The following is a 22,727-nucleotide window of genomic DNA, read 5'->3' as shown; positions in this document are numbered from 1 at the left end:
ATAAAATGGATATTACAATTGAAACACCTCACTTAAAAGCGATTATCTCAACGCATGGTGCCGAGTTAAAGAGCTTAAAAAGTAAAGAAACAGAGATTGAATACATTTGGCAAGCGGATCCCAAACATTGGGCTCGTCATGCGCCAGTTTTATTTCCATTTGTTGGTTCATTAAAAGACAATCAATACACGTATCAAGGGGAAACATATGAACTACCACAACATGGATTTGCTCGCGATATGGAATTTAAGGTACTTGAACAACAAGAGGATGCCGCTAGTTTTATTTTGGAAAGTACACCAGAAACCAAAAAAGTGTATCCTTTTGATTTTAAATTAATTTTGACCTATGAATTAGGCGGTGACGGGATTGTTGTCAAATACCGTGTAGAAAATCCCTCATCAGAAGAAATGTATTTTTCTATTGGTGGACATCCGGCGTTTAATGTGCCGTTGGAAGAAGGGGAAAAGTTTGAAGATTATTATCTAGAACCTTCACCAATGAAATCTCGTGTTGCGTTGCCGTTACGTGGTCGGTATGTAGATTTAGAACAACGTACACTTGGACAAACGAATACAAATATAGCTTTAACTCACGATTTATTTAAAAATGATGCCTTGATTTTCGAAACAAAAGGATTAAATTCATTTTCGATTCGTAGTGAAAATTCACCACATAGTGTGACTTTGACGTATAATAATATGCCGTATGTAGGGATTTGGTCAACCTATCCAGTTGCGTCTCCTTTTGTGTGCATTGAACCTTGGGAAGGTATTGCGGATACTCACGATGCAAGCGGTGAATTAACAGAAAAATTAGGTATTCGTCAATTAGATGCGCAAGAGGTATTTGAAACGAAGTACTCCATTACAGTGAAATAAAAAATAAGCTGGGTGGATACACCCAGCTTATTTTTTCGGTTTGTTTAATCCAAACGGCACTTTGTTTTCTGTTCCGTTTTTTATGCGTTTGATATTATCTTTGTGGCGATAAAAAATAAAGGTTGTCACACAAATAGCGATAATGGTTAATAACCAGTCTTGCTTTTCTAAAATCATTGGCGCAATATATGGGATAAAAAATGTTGATAACGTGATGAGTACAGCGGCAATCATACTTGCTAAACTTACCATACTGGTAATGAACAAACAGATAAGAAAGAGGACTGTTGAGTATATAAAGAACAGTGGTTGATAACCTAACAGCATCCCCGCACTAGTTGCCACCGCTTTTCCACCTTTGAATCCAGCAAAGATTGGAAACGTATGCCCTAAAATAGCGCAAACCCCAAACCATAAAGGGTTAATGGTTGTAATGTGAAAAATAACGGGTAAACTAGTTGCTAGTGTACCTTTTAAAATATCCATTAATAAGACGATAATCCCTGCTTTTTTTCCTAAGACACGAAAGGTATTTGTGGTGCCAGAATTTCCACTACCAAATTGGCGAATGTCTTTTTTGAAAAAGAGTTTGCCAATCCATACACCTGAAGGAATTGAACCTAGTAAATAAGCAATGACCAATAAAATTATAATTTTCATAATGACCAACTTTCTTAAAAGAACTAGAGCAATTTTAGCATGAATTACGCATTGCAACAATAAAAAAGAACGAAATATTCAGAGGAGGAAGTACGATGAGTTTTCAAAATCCAAGTGAAGAAACGATTCAAGCATATTTAAAAGAGGCGAAAAATATCGCAGTTATTGGTTTAAGTAATAAAGAAGATCGTACAAGTTATCAAATTGCCCAACTTTTACAAGAGCATGGTTACCGAATTTTTCCGGTAAATCCAGTATTAGCAGGACAAACAATTCTCGGTGAACCTGTTTATGAACAGTTACAAGATATTACTGAAACAATTGATATTGTAGATATTTTTAGACGTAGTGAATTTTTACCTGACATCGCTAAGGCATTTTTAGAAACAAATGCGAAGGTCTATTGGGCGCAATTAGGAATTGAAAATGATGAAGCTGCAGAAATATTGCAAGCGGCAGGTCGTACAGATATTGTAATGAATCGTTGCATTAAAATCGAATTAGCAAAAATGGCGTAAGTAAAGAATGAAAAAAAGTTCTAAGAGAAAGCTTCTTCTTAGAATTTTTTTCTTGTTCTTCACGAATTTTTTGCTTAGTCGAACAAATATGATGTATAATGATTCGAGTAAATTTTGAAAAAGGAGCGCTAGCTTTGGTAAAAAAACAAACCAATGAATACAATGACGCGTCGATCCAAGTTTTAGAAGGATTAGAAGCGGTAAGAAAAAGACCCGGGATGTATATCGGTTCGACAGATGGCCGAGGCTTACATCATTTAGTATATGAAATTTTTGATAATGCTGTCGATGAAGCTCTTTCAGGTTATGGAAATGAAATTCATGTCACTATTCATGAAGATAATAGTATTAGTGTCCAAGATAGTGGACGTGGTATGCCGGTGGGAATGCATGCTTCAGGAATTCCTACAGTTGAAGTTATTTTTACTGTCTTACATGCTGGTGGTAAGTTTGGTCAAGGTGGATATAAAACATCTGGTGGCTTACACGGTGTAGGTGCCAGTGTAGTCAATGCTTTATCCACATGGCTAAACGTAACGATTGTGCGTGATGGCATTGAATACCAAGAAAAATTCAAAGATGGCGGCAAACCAGATGGGACGCTACAAAAAATTGGTAAAACAAGAAAACCTAATGGTACACAAGTGCACTTTTTACCAGATGCGAGTATCTTTTCAGTAACGAAATTCTCGTATACGACGTTAGCAGAGCGTTTGCGAGAGTCAGCATTTTTATTACGTGGTGTAAAAATTACGTTAACAGACCTTCGTGGTGAAGAGAAAGTCGAAGAAACTTTCCTTTATGAAGAAGGTATTAAAGAATTTGTTACTTACTTAAATGAAGAAAAAGATACGCTAACACCAGTTGCCTACTTTTCTGGTGAACGTGAAGGCATCGAAGTTGAAGTAGCCTTTCAATATAATGATGGGTATTCGGAAAATGTCTTGTCTTTTGTTAATAATGTGCGGACTAAAGATGGTGGGACACATGAAGTTGGTTTGAAAACGTCGATGACCAAAGCTTTCAATGAATATGCACGCAAAGTGAATTTATTAAAAGAAAAAGATAAAAACTTAGAAGGTAGTGATTTCCGTGAAGGACTATCGGCTATTTTATCGGTTCGTATTCCAGAAAATCTTTTACAATTTGAAGGCCAAACCAAAGAAAAATTAGGAACACCTGCGGCACGCGGAGCAGTTGATTCAGTTTTAGGTGAACAATTAGGATTTTATTTACAAGAAAATAGTGAAATGAGCCAAATGCTTGTTCGTAAAGCGATTAAAGCACGTGAAGCACGTGAAGCAGCGCGTAAAGCACGTGAAGAAAGTCGAACAGGCAAAAAACGTAAAAAAGGCGAATCTTTGCTATCTGGTAAATTAACTCCTGCGCAATCACGTAATCCTCAGAAAAATGAATTGTATCTTGTCGAAGGAGATTCAGCTGGTGGTTCTGCGAAACAAGGTCGTGACCGCAAATTCCAAGCCATTTTGCCGTTACGAGGTAAAGTAATTAATACAGAAAAAGCTAAAATGCAAGATATTCTAAAAAATGAAGAAATTAATACAATGATTTATACAATCGGTGCAGGTGTTGGACCAGAATTTGCTATTGAAGATTGTAATTACGATAAAGTCATTATCATGACCGATGCGGATACCGATGGTGCGCATATCCAAGTCTTATTATTAACGTTCTTTTACCGTTATATGAAACCATTAATTGAAGCAGGAAAAGTGTATATCGCTTTGCCACCACTCTATAAGGTTTCTAAAGGGTCTGGAAAAAAAGAAGTCATTGAATATGCTTGGACTGATGAAGAGTTAGATCAAATGACGAAAAAAGTCGGCCGTGGTTATATGATTCAACGCTATAAAGGTCTTGGTGAAATGAATGCTGAGCAATTATGGGAAACCACAATGGATCCAGAAACAAGAATGTTAATTCGTGTTCGCATTGATGATGCTGCAAAAGCTGAACGTCGTGTGACAACGTTAATGGGAGACAAAGTGGAGCCAAGAAGAAAATGGATTGAAGCACATGTTCAATTTTCGTTGGAAGAAGAAGGAAGTATTCTTGAGAAAAAAGAAGACGAACCTGAAATCGAAACACAAACTATTCAAGAAGTTCAAGAGTTAAATTTATTTGACGATTAGGAGGTGATCTCTTGGAACATACACACAATATTCAAGAATTAACATTGGAAGAAGTCATGGGAGATCGCTTTGGAAGATATTCTAAATATATCATTCAAGAACGTGCTTTACCTGATATTCGTGATGGGTTAAAGCCAGTACAACGCAGAATCTTATTTGCGATGAATAAAGACGGTAATACCCATGAAAAAGGCTTTAGAAAGTCAGCAAAATCAGTCGGAAATATTATGGGGAATTACCATCCTCATGGAGATAGCAGTATTTATGAAGCAATGGTTCGAATGAGCCAAGATTGGAAACTGCGTGAAATCTTAATTGAGATGCATGGAAATAACGGAAGTATGGACGGTGATCCACCGGCTGCGATGCGTTATACAGAAGCGCGTTTATCACAATTAAGTGGTGAATTGTTAAAAGACATCGAAAAAGAAACAGTCGATTTTGTTTGGAACTTTGATGATACTGAAAAAGAGCCGACTGTTTTACCTGCAAAATATCCCAATCTATTGGTCAATGGTTCAACAGGAATTTCAGCTGGTTACGCAACAGAAATTCCAACACATAATTTAGAAGAAGTTATCAATGGAACCATTTATTTAATTGATCATCCACAAGCCTCTTTAGAAAAATTAATGGAATTTATTCCAGGTCCTGATTTTCCAACAGGTGGTATCTTACAAGGAAAAGAAGAAATCAAGAAAGCGTATGAGACAGGTAAAGGAAAAGTTATTTTACGTTCAAAAACACGTATTGAAACCATTCGTGGTGGAAAACAACAAATTATTATTAATGAAATTCCTTATGAAGTAAATAAAGCTACCCTTGTGAAAAAAATGGATGAAATTCGATTGAATAAAAAAATCGAAGGGATTGCTGAAGTGCGTGATGAAAGTGACCGTACAGGATTGCAAATCGTTGTGGAATTGAAAAAAGATGTGAATGCGCAAGGAATTTTAAATTATCTTTTCAAAAATACTGAATTACAAATTAACTATAATTTCAATATGGTAGCTATTGATGAAATGCGTCCACAACAAGTTGGATTGAAGCGTATTTTAGAAAGCTATGTGAAGCATCGTCGTGGCGTGATCTTAAAGCGCAGTCGTTATGATCTTGAAAAAGCCGAAACCAGACAACATGTTGTGGACGGTTTAATTAAAGCTTTGTCGATTTTAGATGCAGTGATTGCCACGATTCGCGGCAGTAAAGATAAAAAAGATGCGAAAAATAATTTAATTATTGAACATCAATTTACAGAAGTACAAGCTGAAGCAATTGTTACGTTGCAATTGTACCGTTTGACAAATACAGATATCACGCAATTAAAAGCAGAAGCCGAAGAACTTGCGGCTTTAATTGCTCATCTACAAAATATCATTCATAACGAATCAGAATTATTAAAAGTGGTGAAAAAAGAATTACGTGAAGTCAAAAAACAATATGGACAACCTCGTTTGACAAGAATTGAAGATGAAATTCAAGAAATCAAAATCGAAACAGAAGTGTTGGTTCCTCAAGAGGATGTTGTCGTTTCAGTAACGCATGAAGGATATATCAAACGTAGTAGTTTACGTTCATATGCGGCTTCTAAACCAGAAGAACTGGGGATGAAAGAAGGCGATTATGTTTTATATACCGGACAAGCCAATACATTAGATCATCTATTATTGATTACCAATAAAGGAAATGTCATTTATCGTCCAGTACATGAATTACCGGATATGCGTTGGAAAGAAATTGGCGAGCATATTTCTCAAACAATTTTGAATTTTTCAATTGATGAATCCATTTTAGGCGTATTTACGTATAATGAATTACATCCATTAAAGAACTTTGTATTGATTAGCAAAGAAGGCTTGATTAAGCAAACCCGAATGACTGAATTTGAACCATGGCGCACGTATAAGAGCCGTCCGACAGCTATTATCAAATTTAAATCAGAGACAGACGAATTAACCAATGTCTTTTTAGTGAATCAAGAAGAAAATTTAGATATCTTTTTAGCAAGTCATATGGGCTTTGGTTTACGTTATCCATTAACTGAAGTTCCCGTTGTCGGTCCTAAAGCTGCCGGTGTAAAATCGATGAATCTCAAAGAAAGTGATTTCGTCGTTAATGGGACGCTTGTTTATTCTGAAGGAGATACACCAATAATCGTAGTGACTCAGCGTGGTGCTGTGAAACGGATGCTAGCGCAAGAGTTAACGCAATTAGGTCGTGCGAAACGTGGATTAATGATTTTAAGAGAATTGAAAGCAAATCCACATCGCGTTGTTTATATGGGCAATGGTGAAACCAAGCAGCTTCGTCTTCAAAATCAAAAAGGAGAAGAACAATTGATTTTATCCGATACGTATGCGATTAATGAACGAACATCTAATGGGTCATTTGTGATGGATGAAAAACAAGGTGGGGAAGTAACGTCGGTTATTGAAATGACCGATCCATCGATTATCAGTGAAAACGCTGTTGTATAATTAATATAAAAAAGAGGTTCTGTAACAATACAGAACCTCTTTTTTATAAGTGTTTGTTCACTTTTTTTCAAATTTAAAAAATGTTAATTGATAAATAAATCACAATTAATAAATGCTGTTAAATTAGTATTTGTTTTAAAAAAAATGTAAAAAAATATTTTATTGTTAACAAAAATATATGTAAACACTTGCAAAGTTTTGTTAACGTGTTATACTATTCACGTAGAGCTGTTACAATGAACAGGACATAAGGAGGAACATAAAATGGCATCAGTAACAAACAAAACAGAACAATTAAATACTGCTTGGGAAGGTTTTAAAGGCGGCCAGTGGAAAAAAGAAATTAACACACGTGATTTTATTCAAGCAAACTACACAGAATACCGCGGAGATGATAGTTTTTTAGCCGGTATTGCTCCTAGTACAGACAAATTATGGACAAGATTACAAGAATTATTTGAAGTGCAACATCAACAAAATGGTGTCTACGATATGGATAACAATATTCCATCTACTTTGACTTCACATGCACCAGGATATTTAATTGAAGAAGAAGAAAAAATTGTTGGTTTGCAAACTGACGTACCATTAAAGCAAGCTTTCCAACCATTTGGTGGAATCAATATGGCAAATAATGCTTTGGTTTCAAATGGTTATGAAGCTGATGAAGAAATGACAAAAATTTTTAGTGAATGGCGAAAAACACACAATCAAGGCGTATTCGATGTTTACACACCAGAAATGCGATTAGCTCGTAAAAATAAAATTATTACTGGTTTGCCAGATGCATATGGTCGTGGCCGTATTATTGGGGATTATCGACGTGTCGCATTGTATGGCGTGGACTTCTTAATGGAGCAAAAGAAAAAAGATCACGATAATACAGGAAATAAAGTAATGACAGATGATGTGATTCGTTTACGTGAAGAAATTACTGAGCAATATCGTGCTTTAAATGATTTGAAAAAAATGGCTGCTTCTTATGGATTTGATATTTCTCGTCCAGCCGAAAATGCGCAAGAAGCTATTCAATGGTTATACTTCGGTTACTTAGGTGCCATAAAATCACAAAATGGTGCAGCGATGTCAATTGGACGTATTTCTGCTTTCCTAGATATTTATATTCAACGTGATTTAGAACGTGGTGTTATTACTGAATTTGAAGCACAAGAAATGATTGATCATTTAATTATGAAGTTGCGTATGGTGAAATTTGCACGGACACCAGACTATAATCAATTGTTCTCTGGTTATCCAATTTGGGCAACATTATCAATTGCTGGTATGGGGATGGATGGCCGTTCATTGGTAACGAAAAGTGATTTCCGTATTTTACACACATTGACAAATATGGGACCATCACCAGAACCCAACTTGACTGTGTTGTATTCTTCTCATTTACCAGAAGGATTTAGAACGTACGCAGCAAAAATTGCGAAAGAAAGTTCTTCTATCCAATTTGAAAATGATGATTTGTTACGAACAAATTGGGGTTCAGATGATTGTGCAATCGCTTGTTGTGTATCAGCGACTGTTACTGGAAAAGACATGCAATTCTTTGGTGCTCGCGCCAACTTGGCAAAAGCTGTCTTGTATGCAATCAATGGCGGTATCGATGAGAAAACAAAAATGCAAGTAGGGCCAAAATATCGTCCAATGACAGGTGAAACGTTAGATTACCATGAATTCATGGAACGCTTCAAAGATATTATGGATTGGTTAGCTGAGTTATATGTGAATACTTTAAATGTGATTCACTACATGCATGATAAATATGCGTATGAAGCGGCGCAATTAGCATTGATGGATTCGGATTTGAAACGTACATTTGCGACAGGTATTGCTGGAATTTCTCATGCGACAGATAGTGTGATGGCGATTAAACATGGTCATGTTCAAGTGATTCGCGATGAAGATGGTATGGCAGTGGACTATGTTCCTCAAAATGAATTTCCAACATATGGTAATGATAATGAAGAAGCTGACGAAATGGCAAATTGGATTTTAGATTATTTCATGACACAAATTAAACGTCAACATACGTACCGTAATTCTCGTCCAACAACATCCCTATTGACGATTACGTCAAATGTTGTTTATGGAAAAGCGACTGGGAATACGCCAGATGGACGTCGTGCAGGTAAACCACTTGCTCCAGGTGCAAATCCAAGTTATCAAGATGGTAAATTCTTAGGAGAGAAAAATGGTTTATTAGCATCATTAAATTCAACTGCTCGTTTAGAATATACACATGCGTTAGATGGTATTTCAAATACACAGACAATTAATCCAAATGGGTTAGGAAAAGATGAAGAAACAAGAATTAACAACTTACGTAATGTCATGGATGGCTATTTTGACAAAGGTGGTTACCACTTGAATGTCAACGTGTTTACAAATGAGTTATTATTAGATGCGCAAAAACATCCTGAAAAATATCCAAACTTAACCATTCGTGTGTCTGGTTATGCTGTCAAATTCCGTGACTTAACACCAGAACAACAAGCAGATGTTATCGCAAGAACATCACACAGCAAATTGTAAGAATAAAAGAATAAGAGAGTGGCGAAGTCACTCTCTTTTGTAAAGAGAGAGGGATTTTTATGACGACTCCAGTGATGGGAAGAATACATTCTACAGAAAGCTTTGGAACAGTTGATGGACCTGGCGTCCGATTTATCGTATTCACTCAAGGATGTCGGATGCGTTGTCAATTTTGTCATAATCCAGATACTTGGAAGATTAATGATCCAAAAGCATCTTTGCGTTCGGCAGATGATGTTCTTGAAGAAGCGGCAAAATATCGTGCTTATTGGGGAGAAAAAGGTGGTATCACTGTAAGTGGTGGTGAACCTTTGCTTCAAGTAGACTTTCTGATTGATTTATTTAAAAAGGCAAAAGCGCAAGGAATTCATACGACCCTAGATACATGTGGCAAACCATTTACCAGAGAAGAACCATTTTTTAGCCAATTTGAAGAGTTAATGAATTATACTGATTTATTGTTGTTTGATATTAAACACATTGATAATGATGCGCATAAACGATTAACGACACAAAGCAATGAAAATATTTTAGAAATGGCTAAATATCTTTCTGAGATTAACAAACCCGTTTGGATTCGTCATGTATTAGTCCCTCAACGTAGCGATTACGATGAATTTTTGATTCGTTTAGATGATTTCATCCAAACATTAGATAATGTGGATAAAGTAGAAGTATTACCCTATCATACGATGGGAAAATACAAATGGGATGAATTAGGGCTTAAATATCCTTTAGAAGGAATTGAGCCACCTGGACAAGATCGTGTCAAAAATGCCAAAGACTTGTTGCATGTCGATCAATATACAAAGTATTTAACGCGGTAATGAAAAGAGATTGTGGTATCCGTCTATTTCAATTTAAAATATCTGAATGATATTTTTAGTTTGCTTTGATGGATGGTACACTCTCTTTTTGTGCCGCAAAATAATACGTGCCTTTTCAAGGAAAGATATGGAAATTTCTGTGTGATTTTGCTATGATTAACAATGAATTGAAAGATTGGAGCGAAGCATATGTCAAAAATTTTAGTCTTTGGACACCAAAATCCGGATACAGATGCAATCGGGGCAGCAATTGCCTTTGCAGAATTACAAAAAGCGTTAGGAAAAGATGCAGAAGCTGTTGCATTAGGCGCACCAAGTGAGGAAACACAATATGCCTTGGATCATTTTGGTTTAACTGCACCACGTATTGTTGAAACAGTTGCAAATGAAACAACTGACGTGATGTTAGTGGATCACAACGAATTCCAACAAAGTGTGGCAGATATTGCAGAGGTGAATATCCTATCTGTGGTTGACCACCATAGAATTGCCAATTTTGAAACAGCAAACCCTTTATACTATCGTGCAGAACCAGTAGGCTGCACAAGTACCATTGTTTTCAAAATGTATAAAGAACATACGATTGATATTCCTCAAGCAGTAGCAGGTATGATGTTATCTGCAATTGTATCAGACACATTATTATTCAAATCTCCAACTTGCACAGAGGAAGATATCCAAGCGGCAAAAGCATTAGCAGAGCTTGCTGATGTTGATTTAGAAGCATACGGTTTAGAAATGTTAAAAGCTGGTACAAAATTAAGCGACAAAACGGTGGAAACGTTATTGGATTTAGATGCTAAAAGTTTCCCAATGGGCGATAAAAACGTTCGTATTGCACAAGTGAATACGGTTGACTTGGCTGAAGTATTTGAACGTCAAGCAGAACTAGAAGCAGCGATGGACAAAGCGAATACAGACAATGGTTATGACTTATTCTTATTAGTGGTCACAAATATTTTAGATAGTGATTCTGAATTATTAGTAGTGGGTGAGCCAAAAGCCAATGTTGAGCAAGCATTCAACGTGGCATTAGAAAATAACCGTGCGTTCTTACAAGGCGTTGTTTCTCGTAAAAAACAAGTCGTACCACAATTAACTGAAAGCTTTAATTAAGTAAAATAAAAACACTTCGCGAAGAATAATCTTCCGAAGTGTTTTTTCGTAGGAGATAGCGATGAAAATTATTTTTGAAACGTCAGATGAAGGAGTAGCTGAGCTAGTGAGAAGTCCTTTTTTTGAAGAATTAGTTCTTATTTTACAAAAAGAAACACCGACACTTCGTCGCTTAAAAGAAGTATTTGGAGCAAAAGTAGAAAAACAATTGAATCATTTAATAAAAAAAGAAATCATTCAACGAAAAGACCGACGCTATTTGCTTAATTTTCCCATCATTGAAGTCAATGAGACTGAAATAGCTAGTTGGTCTTCAAAGCTTTCTGCAAGCTTAACGGGAATAAAGGAAAGTGATCGTGTTGTTTTTTTAGAGAGTCTATTTCCAAAAGAAAGAGTAGATATGATTTATGGAATCGATGAATCTGTACCATTAGTTTATTATGATCGAATGTCAACGGAAACATTTGCGGTGACGTCGTTGTCTGTTGATGAATGGCCGCTCACATTGCCACGTTATTTTCGTTCTTTACGTACTATGCAGCCAATACCGGTTTATCAAACCACGATGCAGTTGTTGGGCGATGTTTCGGTTGCCTATTACTTGGACCAAATAGAAGTGATTGTGGAGAAGCTTTTGGCCAATCGTCGTCGTATTCGAGATAGTATCTTTGTCCAATCGCTGACGATGTTTGGGTTAGCTAACAAAAATGAGACGCTTGAATTATGTGTGCCCGTTTATACAAGACCATATGTGGTAGATTCTTTTCCTGAATTTGAGCAATTATCAATCATGACCAGACGAATAGTTCTTGCAAGAGTAATGGACGAGTTAGATATGAAAACTATATCAACTATTTTTATCAAGGAAGAGCGCTAAGGCGTTCTTTTTTTTGTTTTTAATTTTTTAATCTGATTTTAATGTAATGGTTTTCTCTACAAAGTGTTATCTAATTGGTATTTTAGGAGGAAATTCGTTTTTTCTAGTTATTTTTATCATAAAAAGTTATTCATAGAAAAATGAATTTTCGCAATAGTTTTATTATTTTGTGAAAAAAATTGAGAAAAAATGTTCGGATTTTCGCTCGATTTTTCTATTTTTGAAATGAAAATATTTTCAATAGTTGTTTTGATAGTGTTTTCTTTGGATTTCTTTGTGGAAAATGAAAGGAAAAAACTTTTAAAAGCTGTTGTGAAAGAATGAAAATTTTTCCGTAAATAACATTTTTTTCTTGAGAATTTTAAATAATATTATTCCTGTGTTATTTTAAATAATGTTGTTGATTTTTATTTTAAAAGATTAAAAACATGATATAATTGTATTAGAAATCAAAAGACAAAAGGGTTACACGACTTTTCAGTTTTTTTATTTTTAGCGTTATTAGTTATTTATTATATACGGTTAGGAGTTTTGTCATGAGTGTGAAAGACAAAAAGTTTTTAGAAGCTGAACAAAGATTTTTAACCGGAGAGAATTTTTACGCACAACATTTATTGGGCGTGCATAAAGAAGGAGACGACTATATTTTTCGTGTATGGGCACCAAATGCGCAAAAAGTATGGTTAGTTGGTGATTTTAACGAATGGGATGATTCGCTTCCCATGGAAATACGCGAAGTATCAGGGATTTGGGAAGTAAAAACAGCACTTCCTCAAGAAGGCGAAAAATACAAATTTAAAGTTCGTCAAGCGAATGGGCGAGAAATCATGAAAATTGATCCATTTGCCATTCGATTTGAAGAACGTCCTGGTATGGCTGCGCTTTTGCATACGGTTCCAACTAAAAAATGGAAAGATGGTTTGTGGCGTGGGCGACAAAAACGACGCAATACGTTTAAACGACCATTAAACATCTATGAAGTTCATGCAAGTTCATGGAAACAACATCCAGATGGGACACCGTATTCGTTTGCTGACTTAAAAGACGAACTCATTCCTTATGTGAAAAAAATGGGATATACCCACATTGAATTTATGCCTTTAATGGAGCATCCATTAGGTATGTCATGGGGCTACCAGCTGACCGGTTATTTTGCTTTGTCTTCATATTATGGGACACCAAAAGAATTTCAGGATTTTGTTGAAGAATGTCACCTGAATAATATAGGTATATTCGTCGATTGGGTGCCAGGCCATTTTTGTATCAATGATGATACATTACCCTATTATGATGGGACACCAACATTTGAATATGAGGATCCAAATCGAGCAAAAAATAATCGTTGGGGAACTATTTGTTTTGACTTAGGAAAACCACAAGTCCAAAGTTTCTTAATTTCAAGTGCGCTATTTTGGCTTGAAATGTACCATATTGATGGTATCCGTGTTGATGCAGTTTCAAGTATGTTGTATTTGGACTATGATGATGGTCCATGGACACCGAACCATGAAGGTGGCAATCGGAATTTTGAAGGATTTTATTTCTTACAAAAATTAAATGCCGTTATTAAATTGGCGCATCCAGCAACAATCATGATGGCTGAAGAAAGTAGCTCAGAGACAAAAATTACTGGGCTAATTGAAAATGGTTCATTAGGATTTGATTACAAGTGGAACATGGGCTGGATGAATGATGTCTTACGTTTTTACGAAATGGATCCATTGTTCCGAAAAGATAACTTCCGTTTATTGACATTCTCATTTATGTATATGATGAATGAAAACTATATATTGGCTTTTTCTCACGATGAAGTTGTTCATGGAAAGAAAAGTTTGATGCATAAAATGTGGGGCGATCGATACAAACAATTTGCGCATTTGCGTAATATGTATACGTATATGATGACTCATCCAGGAAAAAAATTACTCTTTATGGGAAGTGAGTTTGGTCAATTTCTTGAATGGAAATATGACGAACAACTGGAATGGGGCAACTTAGACGATGAGATGAACCTCAAAATGCAACACTTTACGAGTACATTGAATCAATTCTATGAAAATGAGCCTGCCTTATGGGAATTAGAGGATAGTCGCGAAACAATTGAGATTATTGATGCTGATAATCTCAACGATACCGTGCTTTCGTTTATTCGCAAAGGCAAAATGAAAAAAGATTTCTTGATTGTCGTTTTAAATCTTGCACCAGTGGAACGACATGATTTTACAATAGGTGTTCCTTATCCAGGTACGTATCAAGAAATACTTAATACAGAAATGGAGGAATTTGGCGGCACGTGGACAAAACATAATAGCGATGTACAAACAATCGAGCAATCATTTAAGAAATTTGATTATCAAATTCAAACAGTTTTACCATCATTAGGCGCTTTAATCATTCGTCCAAAAGATATTAATGTACGAGTGCAGAAAAAAGTAAGAAAAGCCACAAAAGTAACCACAGAAGAAACAAAAAAAGAAATACAAGCAAGTAAGTTGAAAGGGGGCAAGGTGGATTCTTCACCGAAAAAATGAAAACAGAAATGGTAGCCATGATTCTTGCGGGAGGGCAAGGTACGCGACTTGGCAAATTAACCAAAAATATGGCTAAACCCGCAGTTCCTTTTGGAGGAAGATATCGTATTATCGATTTTACTTTAAGTAACTGTGCAAACTCAGGAATTAATAACGTAGGGGTAGTAACACAATATCAACCACTTGCGTTAAACAGTCACATTGGAAATGGTGCAAGTTGGGGGTTAGATGGTATTAATGCTGGCGCAACTATTTTACAACCTTACTCAAGTTCAGAAGGTAGTAAATGGTTTGAAGGAACAGCACATGCGATTTATCAAAATATTTCTTATATCGATCAATTAGATCCACAATATGTTTTAGTCTTATCTGGAGACCATATCTATAAAATGGATTATGAAGAAATGCTTGAAAACCATAAACGTAACAATGCTTCTTTATCTGTTGCAGTTATCGAAGTACCAATGAAAGAAGCTTCTCGTTTCGGTATTATGAATACGGATGATAATAATCGTATTATTGAATTTGATGAAAAACCAGAAGAGCCAAAGAACAACCTTGCATCAATGGGGATTTACATTTTCAATTGGGGGCGTTTAAGAAGTATTTTAACATCGAGTTATGCAAAAGATAGTTCAATGAATGACTTCGGAAAACATGTTATTCCTGCTTACTTAGATAGCGGCGAAACAGTTGTCGCGTATCGTTTTGATGGTTATTGGAAAGACGTAGGTACTATCGATTCGTTATGGGAAGCAAATATGGAATTCTTACGTCCAGATATGGAATTGAACATTCGTGATAAAGCATGGCGTATTTATTCAAAAAATCCTATTTCGCCACCACACTTTGTCACTGAGACCGGGTCAGCAAAAAATTCATTGATTTCTGACGGTTGTTATATTGCCGGCGATGTTGATCATAGTGTCTTATCAGATGACGTACAAGTCAAAGAAGGTGCGAAAATTACAGACAGTGTTATCATGTCTGGTGCAACGATTGGTAAAAATGTATCTATCCATAAAGCAATTATTGGGGAAGATGCGATTATTGGAGATAATGCAGTAATCGATGGAACAGAAGAAATTGCTGTGGTTGGCTATTCTGAAGTGATTGGAGTGACTGTTGATGAGGACTAATAAAATGTGTGCGCTTGTTGGAAATTTGCATCGTTATGATGATTTATTACCGTTAACTGCGAATCGTCCACTATCTACTTTACCATTTGATGGAAAGTACCGCTTGCTTGATTTTAATTTATCAAGTATTGCAAATGCGAATATTAAATCATTGTTCATGGTATTTAATGAAGGTGAAACGCAATCTGTATTTGACCATATTGGTGGCGGGAAAGAATGGAGTTTAGACGGTATTCAAAATCGTTTCTTCATTCATATCTACCAAGACTTTATCCGTCGCGCCGATAACAATAGCAGCTACTATGATTTAGTTATCGATTATTTGAAAAAATCAAAATCTGAATATGCTGTTTACATGGGTAGCAAAATCTTAGTGAACATTGATTTACGTGCATTGTTACACATTCATCAAGCACATGGCAATGAAATGACAGTGGTGTATAAACGTGTACCTAAAGATTTGTTATATAAAGAAGATATCATTATCAAATTAGGTGAAGATAACTTAATTGAAAAAAAAGCTTTAGTGAAAAATGCAGAAGTACAAGATGTAGCAAACTTATGTACAGATATTTTTATCATTAAAACAGAAAAATTAATTGAAATTTTACGTGAAAAACAATCTGAAAATGTTTTAGGAAACGTAGAGAGTTTCTTACGTGAGCGTATTTCAAAAGATACGTATGCATATGAGTATACTGGTTACCTAAACAATATTTACGACATTCCTTCTTACTATAAAGCAAATATGGATATGTTGGATACGCAAAAATTCAATTCATTATTGTATTCAAGTCAAAAAGTATATACAAAATTGAAAAATGAAGTACCAACTTATTATTCTGAAACATCAGTTGTTAATAACAGTCAATTTTCGACGGGTTGTATGATTGAAGGAAACGTAGAAGATTCAATTATTGGTCGTGGGAGTGATATTGCTGAAGGTGCCAAAGTTAGTGGTTCACTAATTTTCCCAAGCAATACAATCAAAGCGAATGCGGAAGTTAGCTACGCAATTTTAGATAAAAATATTGTCGTAGAAGAAGGCGTGAAAATTGTTGGAACGCCAGAAAAACCTGTCGTTGTTAAAAAAGGAACGCATGTAACAGCAGATATTATTGGAGGTTAGACAATGAAACTTCTATTTGCAGCATCTGAATGTGCGCCATTTTTCAAAACAGGCGGTTTAGGAGACGTAGCAGGTGCGCTACCAAAGGAATTAACGAAAAAAGAAACTGAAACGGTTGTTGTTTTACCTTATTTCACTAAAATGCCTCCTAAATATAAAGAGCAATGTGAAGACGTTTTAAACTTTACAGTAACTGTTGGATGGCGTAAGCAGTATTGTGGTGTGAAACGTTTGGAATTAAACGGAGTAACCTATTACTTTATTGATAGCTTGTATTATTTCGATCGCGAAAGTTTATACGGCTATTATGATGATGGGGAACGCTTTGCCTTTTTCCAAATGGCAGTGATTGAATTAATGGAAAAAATTGATTTTATTCCAGATGTTCTTCATGTTAATGACTATCATACAGCAATGATTCCGTTCTTACTAAAAGAAAAATATAACTGGATTGAAGCGTATAGTAATATTCGTACAGTGTTAACGATTCATAACATTGAATTCCAAGGGCAATATAGTGGGAATGTGTTACCAGATTTATTCGGCATGGGTAGAGAGCGTTATGATGATGGCACAATCCGTATGGGTGATGCTTTGAACTTTATGAAAGCTGGTATTTTATACGCTGATCGTGTAAATACTGTAAGTCCTTCGTATGCGAATGAAATTAAAACGCCAGAATTTGGTTCTGGACTAGATGTAATTTTACGTATGGAAAGTGGCAAATTAAGTGGAATTGTCAATGGAATTGATTATGACATCAACAATCCGGAAACAGATCCAGCACTAGTTAGCCCGTATTCTGTAGACGATTTATCAGGTAAAGAAGCAAATAAAGAAGACTTACAACGTTTAATGGGCTTACGTCCAATTAAGGAAGTACCAGTGATTGCTGTTGTTAGTCGCTTAACGTATCAAAAAGGCTTCCATCTAGTATTAGACGAGTTAGAAAACTTATTACAATTTGATGTTCAGTTTGTTTTATTAGGAACCGGTGATCCAGTATTTGAAAATCGTTTCCAATCGATTGCTGAAAGATATCCTGAAAAATGTTCAGTTAGCATTTCGTTTGATGTTCAACTTGCTCAAAAAATGTATGCTGGTGCAGATATCTTCTTGATGCCATCTGCATTTGAACCTTGTGGGCTATCACAAATGATTTCAATGCGTTACGGCACATTGCCAGTTGTTCATGAAATTGGTGGTTTGCGTGACACTGTTGAACCATTTAATCCAGTAGAAGGTACTGGCACAGGATTTGGATTCCAAGACTTTACATCATATAATTTGATGCAATGTTTGAAAAAAGCTATTGATTTATACTATTCTTCTCCAGAAGCTTGGGATAAATTACGTCGCAATGCGATGTCTAAAGATTTCAGTTGGGAAACTAGCTGTGAAGGCTACCTAGCTTTATATGAAAGTATAGTGTAATTAAATAAAAAGTTTTAGAAACAAGCAGACTGGGGCGTTGAATTATTCAATGTTTCAGCCTGTTTTTAAAAAAAGGGGGTAATGACCATTTTAACGAAGGAAAATTTAAAAGAAGAGTTACGACAGCGCGTAAGAGAAAGTTACGCAGTAGAATTAGAAGATGCTTCAGCAGATGAATTGTTTTTTACATTAGGTAGTTTAGTAAAAGCTATTTATAATGATAACTGGCGTGAAACATGGAAAAACTATTTAAAAGAAGAACAAAAACAATCTTACTATTTCTCCATTGAGTTTTTACCAGGGAAAATGCTAAAAAGCAATTTGTTAAATTTAGGCCTATTGGATTTAGTACGTGATACATTATCAGACTTAGATGTAGACTTAGACGATTTAGCAGATGTTGAAAAAGATATGGCGCTTGGTAACGGTGGTTTAGGACGTTTAGCATCATGCTTTATGGATTCTATTGCTTCAAGCGGATTGCCTGGAAACGGAAACGGTATCCGTTACGATTACGGTTTATTTAAACAACAATTTGTAGACGGACATCAAGTAGAATTACCTGATGAGTGGTTAAATAACGGAAACGTCTGGGAAATTCGTCGTCCAAGTAAAGCGGTGAACGTGCATTTTGCTGGAGATGTCTATTTAAAAGAAAATGAAAATGGACAATTAAAACCAGTTGCAGAAAACGAAATTATCTTACGTGCTGTTCCTTATGATACAGGGATGGTAGGCTACCAAAACGGAATTGTTAATACAATGCGTTTATGGAGTGTCGAAATTCCAGCTTCAGAAGAGGGCAAATATAAGAGTATCGAAGAACGACGTGTTTATGAAGATTTAACAGCAGTATTATATCCTGATGATTCAAATGAAAGAGGTCGTATGACTCGTTTGATTCAAGAATACTTCTTTGTTTCAGCAGGTGTGCAAAGTATTGTTCGTTATTTCCAAAAATTAAATAAACCTTGGTCTGCATTAAGTGAAAAAGTAGCGATTCATATTAATGATACGCATCCAGCACTGTGTATTCCTGAATTAATGCGTATTTTAATCGATGAAAACGATGTGACTTGGGAACAAGCTTGGGATATCACTGTAAAAGTAATGAGCTATACAAACCATACGATTTTAGCAGAGGCGCTAGAAAAATGGCCAGTTTATTTAATGAAACAAATCGTTCCGCGTATGTATCAAATCATTGAAGAAATTGATCGTCGTTATGTTGAATCAATGCGTGGTATTCATCCAGAAGATTTAATTCAACGTACACGTATCATTCAAGGTGATCAAGTACACATGGCTAATTTATCAATTATTGGTAGTCATAGTACAAATGGTGTAGCGAAACTCCATTCAGACTTATTGAAATCAGTCGTTTTACATGACTTCTATGTTATTTATCCAGATCGTTTCAACAATAAAACAAATGGAATTGCACAACGCCGTTGGTCACAATTAGCCAATGAACCTTTATCTAATGTGTTAGATGAATCGATTGGTCAAACATGGCGTAAAGACTCTTCTGATTTGAAATTATTGATGAACTATCAGAATGATGAAAAAGTGTTAGAGAAATTAGCACAAGCAAAACACCAGAAGAAAGAAGAGTTAGCAGAATATATTCAAGAAACAACAGGAATCACTGTGTCTCCAAATGCAATTTTTGACGTACAAATTAAACGTCTTCATGCGTATAAACGTCAATTGCTAAACTTGATGCATATTCTTAAGTTATACTTTGACTTGAAAGATAATCCTGAGTTGGATATTCACCCACGTGTCTTCATTTTTGGTGCCAAAGCAGCGCCAAGTTATACGTATGCCAAAGCAATCATTAAAACAATTAATGAAGTGGCGAATATGATTAACAATGATGCATCAATTCAAGATAAAATTAAAATTGTCTTCTTACCAAACTACAATGTATCCTTAGCAGAACGTATTATTCCAGCTGCAGATGTGAGTGAGCAAATCTCATTAGCATCAAAAGAAGCATCTGGTACAAGTAATATGAAATTAATGTTAAATGGTGCGGTTACAGTGGCGACATTAGATGGTGCGAACGTTGAAATTCGTGATGCTGTTGGTGATGAGAATATTTGTATCTTTGGTTTAACTGAAGAAGAAGTATATGCTTATTATGAAAATCATGAGTATTATTCTAAACAAATTTATGATGAAAACCCAGTCATTAGACGAGTGGTAGATTCTTTTGTGGATGGTACGATTCCAAACATCGGTTATGAAGGTCGTGAGATTTATGACTCATTAATTCGTTACAATGATGAATACTTCTTATTACGCGATTTTGATGACTATTGTCGAGCGCAAGAACGCATTGATACGACGTACAAAGATCAAGCGTTATGGCGTAAAATCAGTCTAGTAAATATTGCAAATGCCGGCCGTTTTTCTTCTGATGATACGGTAAGGTTATATGCAGAAGATATTTGGCAAATTGAACCAATTTTTGCCCATACAGAAAAAGAGGGAACCAGCAATGTCTTTAATTCGTTTTAATCCTTGGCAAAGTTACTATAAACACCCTTTTGGAGCAGTAAAAGAAAACGGACTCGCGCGATTATCTATTGAGGTAATCGCCGAGGACATTTTACAAGTGTATTTGGTCATGCACAAGGATCATCAACCAGAGCAACGTATTTTTATGGAAAAACAAGAAGAAGGTCTATATTCGTATGAGTACTTTTTCAATCAAGGAAAAGGACTTTACTTTTATCATTTTGAAGTGCATACAAAAGTCAATGATCAGGTATTTATTGAATATTATGGCGCAAGTGAACAAGGTGGAGAAGGTCGTTTATATGATCGTCCTGCAACTATTTGGGATTTTCAAATTACTTGTTACCAATCGGCAGAATGTACACCTGATTGGTATCGTAATGGTGTTTTTTATCAAATTTTTCCAGACCGTTTTTACAACGGGAATCCAGATAAAAAAGTGAATTCACCAAAACCCAATACATTTATTTATGCAACAGAAGAAGACGAACCTTTATATGTTAAAGGTTCAAATGGCGATATTTTACGTTGGGATTTTTTTGGAGGCAATCTTCAAGGAATCATAAAAAAAATTCCGTACTTAAAAGAGTTAGGTGTTACAGGTATCTACCTCAATCCTATCTTTGAAGCTTGTAGCAACCATCGCTACGATACATCTGATTACTTTAAAATTGACCCTGTTTTAGGTACAGAAGAAGATTTTAAAGAATTAATCGATGCTTTACACATAAATGACATGCATCTTATCTTAGATGGTGTATTTAGTCATGTCGGACAAAATAGTCGTTATTTTAATGCAAGTGGTTCATATGGAACAAATATAGGTGCGTTCCAAAATCGTCACAGTGAGTATTTCTCTTGGTTTAACTTTATCAATTATCCTCAAGAGTATGAATCATGGTGGGGAATTAAGGATTTACCAGAAATCAATAAACATGATCCAGAATTCCAAAAGTTCATTTTTGGAGAAGAAAATAGTGTCTTAACAAAGTGGAATCAATTTGGTGTAGATGGTTGGCGTTTAGATGTTGCCGATGAATTGCCCGATGAATTTATTGCCGGAATTCGAAAAAATTTAAACAATTATGAAGACCGAGTGTTGATTGGTGAAGTTTGGGAAGATGCTTCGAATAAAGTATCTTACGATGTTCGCCGAGAATATATTCTAGGAGATCATTTACAAGGTGTCATGAACTATCCATTACGTGATAGTGCCATTGATTTGCTTAATGAAAAAAGCTCACCAGAACAAATTGCTAAATCATTGACACGATTATATGAAAATTATCCACGTGATATTTTTTATAACAATCTAAATAACATTGGTACGCATGACACAGAGCGTATTTTAACAATGGTTGGCAATCATACGAAAAAATTAGATTTAGCCTTTGGATTTATGTTCTTGTCTCCTGGTGTACCTTGTATTTATTATGGGGATGAAGCCGGATTGACTGGTGCAAAAGATCCTGAAAATCGTAAATTTTTCCCATGGAATCAAATGAATCGTGAAATTTATGACAGTTGTCGTAAATGGGTAGAACGTCGTAACGATTATGAGGTATTGGTTCATGGTGATTTAAGTTTCTTTTTCACGGACGAGTTATTTGGGATTTTAAGAAGAGATGGTGACGAGTATGTGGCAGCGTTAATGAATCCAACAAACTATCCAAAACGTGTTGTAGAAGAATTGACATTTATTGCAGAGGAAACACCACTAATTCAAGAAGTTCGTCGTCGGTTAACGGGCCGTGCAGTTGCTGAAAATAGTTATATTTTTATCAGCAGTAAAGAGAAAAAAGAAAAAATGGAACGATTCCATATGAATCAAGAACAATTACAACTTGTATAAGATGAAACAGAGTGCAGACAAATTATCTGCCTCTGTTTTTTTGGGATTAGAACTGTTGAAGCC

At 35.5% G+C, this 22,727-nt stretch carries 15 protein-coding genes; 14 read left to right on the top strand and 1 reads right to left on the bottom strand.

Annotated features, from left to right (window positions below):
- The first annotated feature begins 5 nt into the window (after positions 1-5).
- The gene (locus PYW32_RS08220) at positions 6-881 is read left to right on the top strand and encodes an aldose 1-epimerase family protein (RefSeq protein WP_016174785.1); all 876 of its coding nucleotides are present in this window, start codon (positions 6-8) and stop codon (positions 879-881) included.
- A 27-nt stretch (positions 882-908) separates the two neighbouring features.
- On the opposite strand, the gene plsY is transcribed toward PYW32_RS08220, so the two are convergent.
- On the bottom strand, positions 909-1,541 hold the full coding sequence (gene plsY / locus PYW32_RS08215; RefSeq protein WP_016174786.1) for a glycerol-3-phosphate 1-O-acyltransferase PlsY: 633 nt from the start codon (positions 1,539-1,541) through the stop codon (positions 909-911).
- A gap of 95 nt (positions 1,542-1,636) precedes the next feature.
- Here plsY and PYW32_RS08210 point away from each other — a divergent pair, with 95 nt between their 5' ends.
- The 13 genes from PYW32_RS08210 (at position 1,637) to PYW32_RS08150 (ending at position 22,664) form a co-directional block, all read left to right on the top strand.
- On the top strand, positions 1,637-2,059 hold the full coding sequence (locus PYW32_RS08210) for a CoA-binding protein (RefSeq protein WP_016174787.1): 423 nt from the start codon (positions 1,637-1,639) through the stop codon (positions 2,057-2,059).
- Between the two features lie 134 nt (positions 2,060-2,193).
- Positions 2,194-4,212 (top strand): DNA topoisomerase IV subunit B, encoded by a 2,019-nt coding sequence (parE, locus tag PYW32_RS08205; protein WP_016174788.1) that lies wholly within the window; start codon positions 2,194-2,196, stop codon positions 4,210-4,212.
- Between the two features lie 11 nt (positions 4,213-4,223).
- Positions 4,224-6,689: a DNA topoisomerase IV subunit A gene (parC, locus tag PYW32_RS08200; protein WP_016174789.1), complete on the top strand. Its 2,466-nt coding sequence runs from the start codon at positions 4,224-4,226 to the stop codon at positions 6,687-6,689.
- Between the two features lie 264 nt (positions 6,690-6,953).
- Positions 6,954-9,233, top strand: coding sequence for a formate C-acetyltransferase (gene pflB / locus PYW32_RS08195; RefSeq protein ID WP_016174790.1), 2,280 nt, complete (start codon positions 6,954-6,956; stop codon positions 9,231-9,233).
- Positions 9,234-9,292: 59 nt separating this feature from the next.
- The gene (gene pflA, locus PYW32_RS08190; RefSeq protein WP_016174791.1) at positions 9,293-10,060 is read left to right on the top strand and encodes a pyruvate formate-lyase-activating protein; all 768 of its coding nucleotides are present in this window, start codon (positions 9,293-9,295) and stop codon (positions 10,058-10,060) included.
- A 189-nt stretch (positions 10,061-10,249) separates the two neighbouring features.
- A complete protein-coding gene (locus tag PYW32_RS08185; RefSeq protein WP_016174792.1) occupies positions 10,250-11,176 on the top strand; it encodes a manganese-dependent inorganic pyrophosphatase in 927 nt (308 codons plus the stop codon).
- A 61-nt stretch (positions 11,177-11,237) separates the two neighbouring features.
- Positions 11,238-12,053, top strand: coding sequence for a DUF1803 domain-containing protein (locus PYW32_RS08180; protein WP_016174793.1), 816 nt, complete (start codon positions 11,238-11,240; stop codon positions 12,051-12,053).
- A 536-nt stretch (positions 12,054-12,589) separates the two neighbouring features.
- Positions 12,590-14,584, top strand: a complete 1,995-nt coding sequence (glgB, locus tag PYW32_RS08175) for a 1,4-alpha-glucan branching protein GlgB (protein WP_016174794.1) — start codon at positions 12,590-12,592, stop codon at positions 14,582-14,584.
- Positions 14,581-15,723, top strand: coding sequence for a glucose-1-phosphate adenylyltransferase (locus PYW32_RS08170; protein ID WP_016174795.1), 1,143 nt, complete (start codon positions 14,581-14,583; stop codon positions 15,721-15,723). Before glgB ends, PYW32_RS08170 begins: the two co-directional genes overlap by 4 nt.
- Positions 15,713-16,852: a glucose-1-phosphate adenylyltransferase subunit GlgD gene (gene glgD, locus PYW32_RS08165; protein WP_035010102.1), complete on the top strand. Its 1,140-nt coding sequence runs from the start codon at positions 15,713-15,715 to the stop codon at positions 16,850-16,852. The genes PYW32_RS08170 and glgD overlap by 11 nt, the downstream gene beginning before the upstream one ends.
- 3 nt (positions 16,853-16,855) lie before the next feature.
- Positions 16,856-18,286: a glycogen synthase GlgA gene (glgA, locus tag PYW32_RS08160; RefSeq protein ID WP_016174797.1), complete on the top strand. Its 1,431-nt coding sequence runs from the start codon at positions 16,856-16,858 to the stop codon at positions 18,284-18,286.
- Between the two features lie 81 nt (positions 18,287-18,367).
- Positions 18,368-20,812, top strand: a complete 2,445-nt coding sequence (locus PYW32_RS08155; protein ID WP_016174798.1) for a glycogen/starch/alpha-glucan phosphorylase — start codon at positions 18,368-18,370, stop codon at positions 20,810-20,812.
- Positions 20,793-22,664, top strand: coding sequence for a glycoside hydrolase family 13 protein (locus PYW32_RS08150; protein ID WP_016174799.1), 1,872 nt, complete (start codon positions 20,793-20,795; stop codon positions 22,662-22,664). The genes PYW32_RS08155 and PYW32_RS08150 overlap by 20 nt, the downstream gene beginning before the upstream one ends.
- Positions 22,665-22,727 lie beyond the last annotated feature (63 nt).

Origin of the sequence: Enterococcus saccharolyticus subsp. saccharolyticus (assembly GCF_029023825.1) — a bacterium.
GTDB classification, from domain to species: domain Bacteria; phylum Bacillota; class Bacilli; order Lactobacillales; family Enterococcaceae; genus Enterococcus_F; species Enterococcus_F saccharolyticus.
Note: the sequence above shows the minus strand (reverse complement) of the source record. Positions and strands in the feature narration are given on the sequence as shown.

Coding starts and splice junctions, on each gene's coding strand:
- glgB (WP_016174794.1), top strand. CDS start 12,590: ATGAGTGTGAAAGACAAAAAGTTTTTAGAAGCTGAACAAAGATTTTTA.
- PYW32_RS08185 (WP_016174792.1), top strand. CDS start 10,250: ATGTCAAAAATTTTAGTCTTTGGACACCAAAATCCGGATACAGATGCA.
- glgA (WP_016174797.1), top strand. CDS start 16,856: ATGAAACTTCTATTTGCAGCATCTGAATGTGCGCCATTTTTCAAAACA.
- PYW32_RS08150 (WP_016174799.1), top strand. CDS start 20,793: ATGTCTTTAATTCGTTTTAATCCTTGGCAAAGTTACTATAAACACCCT.
- PYW32_RS08180 (WP_016174793.1), top strand. CDS start 11,238: ATGAAAATTATTTTTGAAACGTCAGATGAAGGAGTAGCTGAGCTAGTG.
- PYW32_RS08220 (WP_016174785.1), top strand. CDS start 6: ATGGATATTACAATTGAAACACCTCACTTAAAAGCGATTATCTCAACG.
- glgD (WP_035010102.1), top strand. CDS start 15,713: ATGAGGACTAATAAAATGTGTGCGCTTGTTGGAAATTTGCATCGTTAT.
- PYW32_RS08155 (WP_016174798.1), top strand. CDS start 18,368: ATGACCATTTTAACGAAGGAAAATTTAAAAGAAGAGTTACGACAGCGC.
- pflB (WP_016174790.1), top strand. CDS start 6,954: ATGGCATCAGTAACAAACAAAACAGAACAATTAAATACTGCTTGGGAA.
- PYW32_RS08210 (WP_016174787.1), top strand. CDS start 1,637: ATGAGTTTTCAAAATCCAAGTGAAGAAACGATTCAAGCATATTTAAAA.
- pflA (WP_016174791.1), top strand. CDS start 9,293: ATGACGACTCCAGTGATGGGAAGAATACATTCTACAGAAAGCTTTGGA.
- PYW32_RS08170 (WP_016174795.1), top strand. CDS start 14,581: ATGAAAACAGAAATGGTAGCCATGATTCTTGCGGGAGGGCAAGGTACG.
- plsY (WP_016174786.1), bottom strand. CDS start 1,541: ATGAAAATTATAATTTTATTGGTCATTGCTTATTTACTAGGTTCAATT.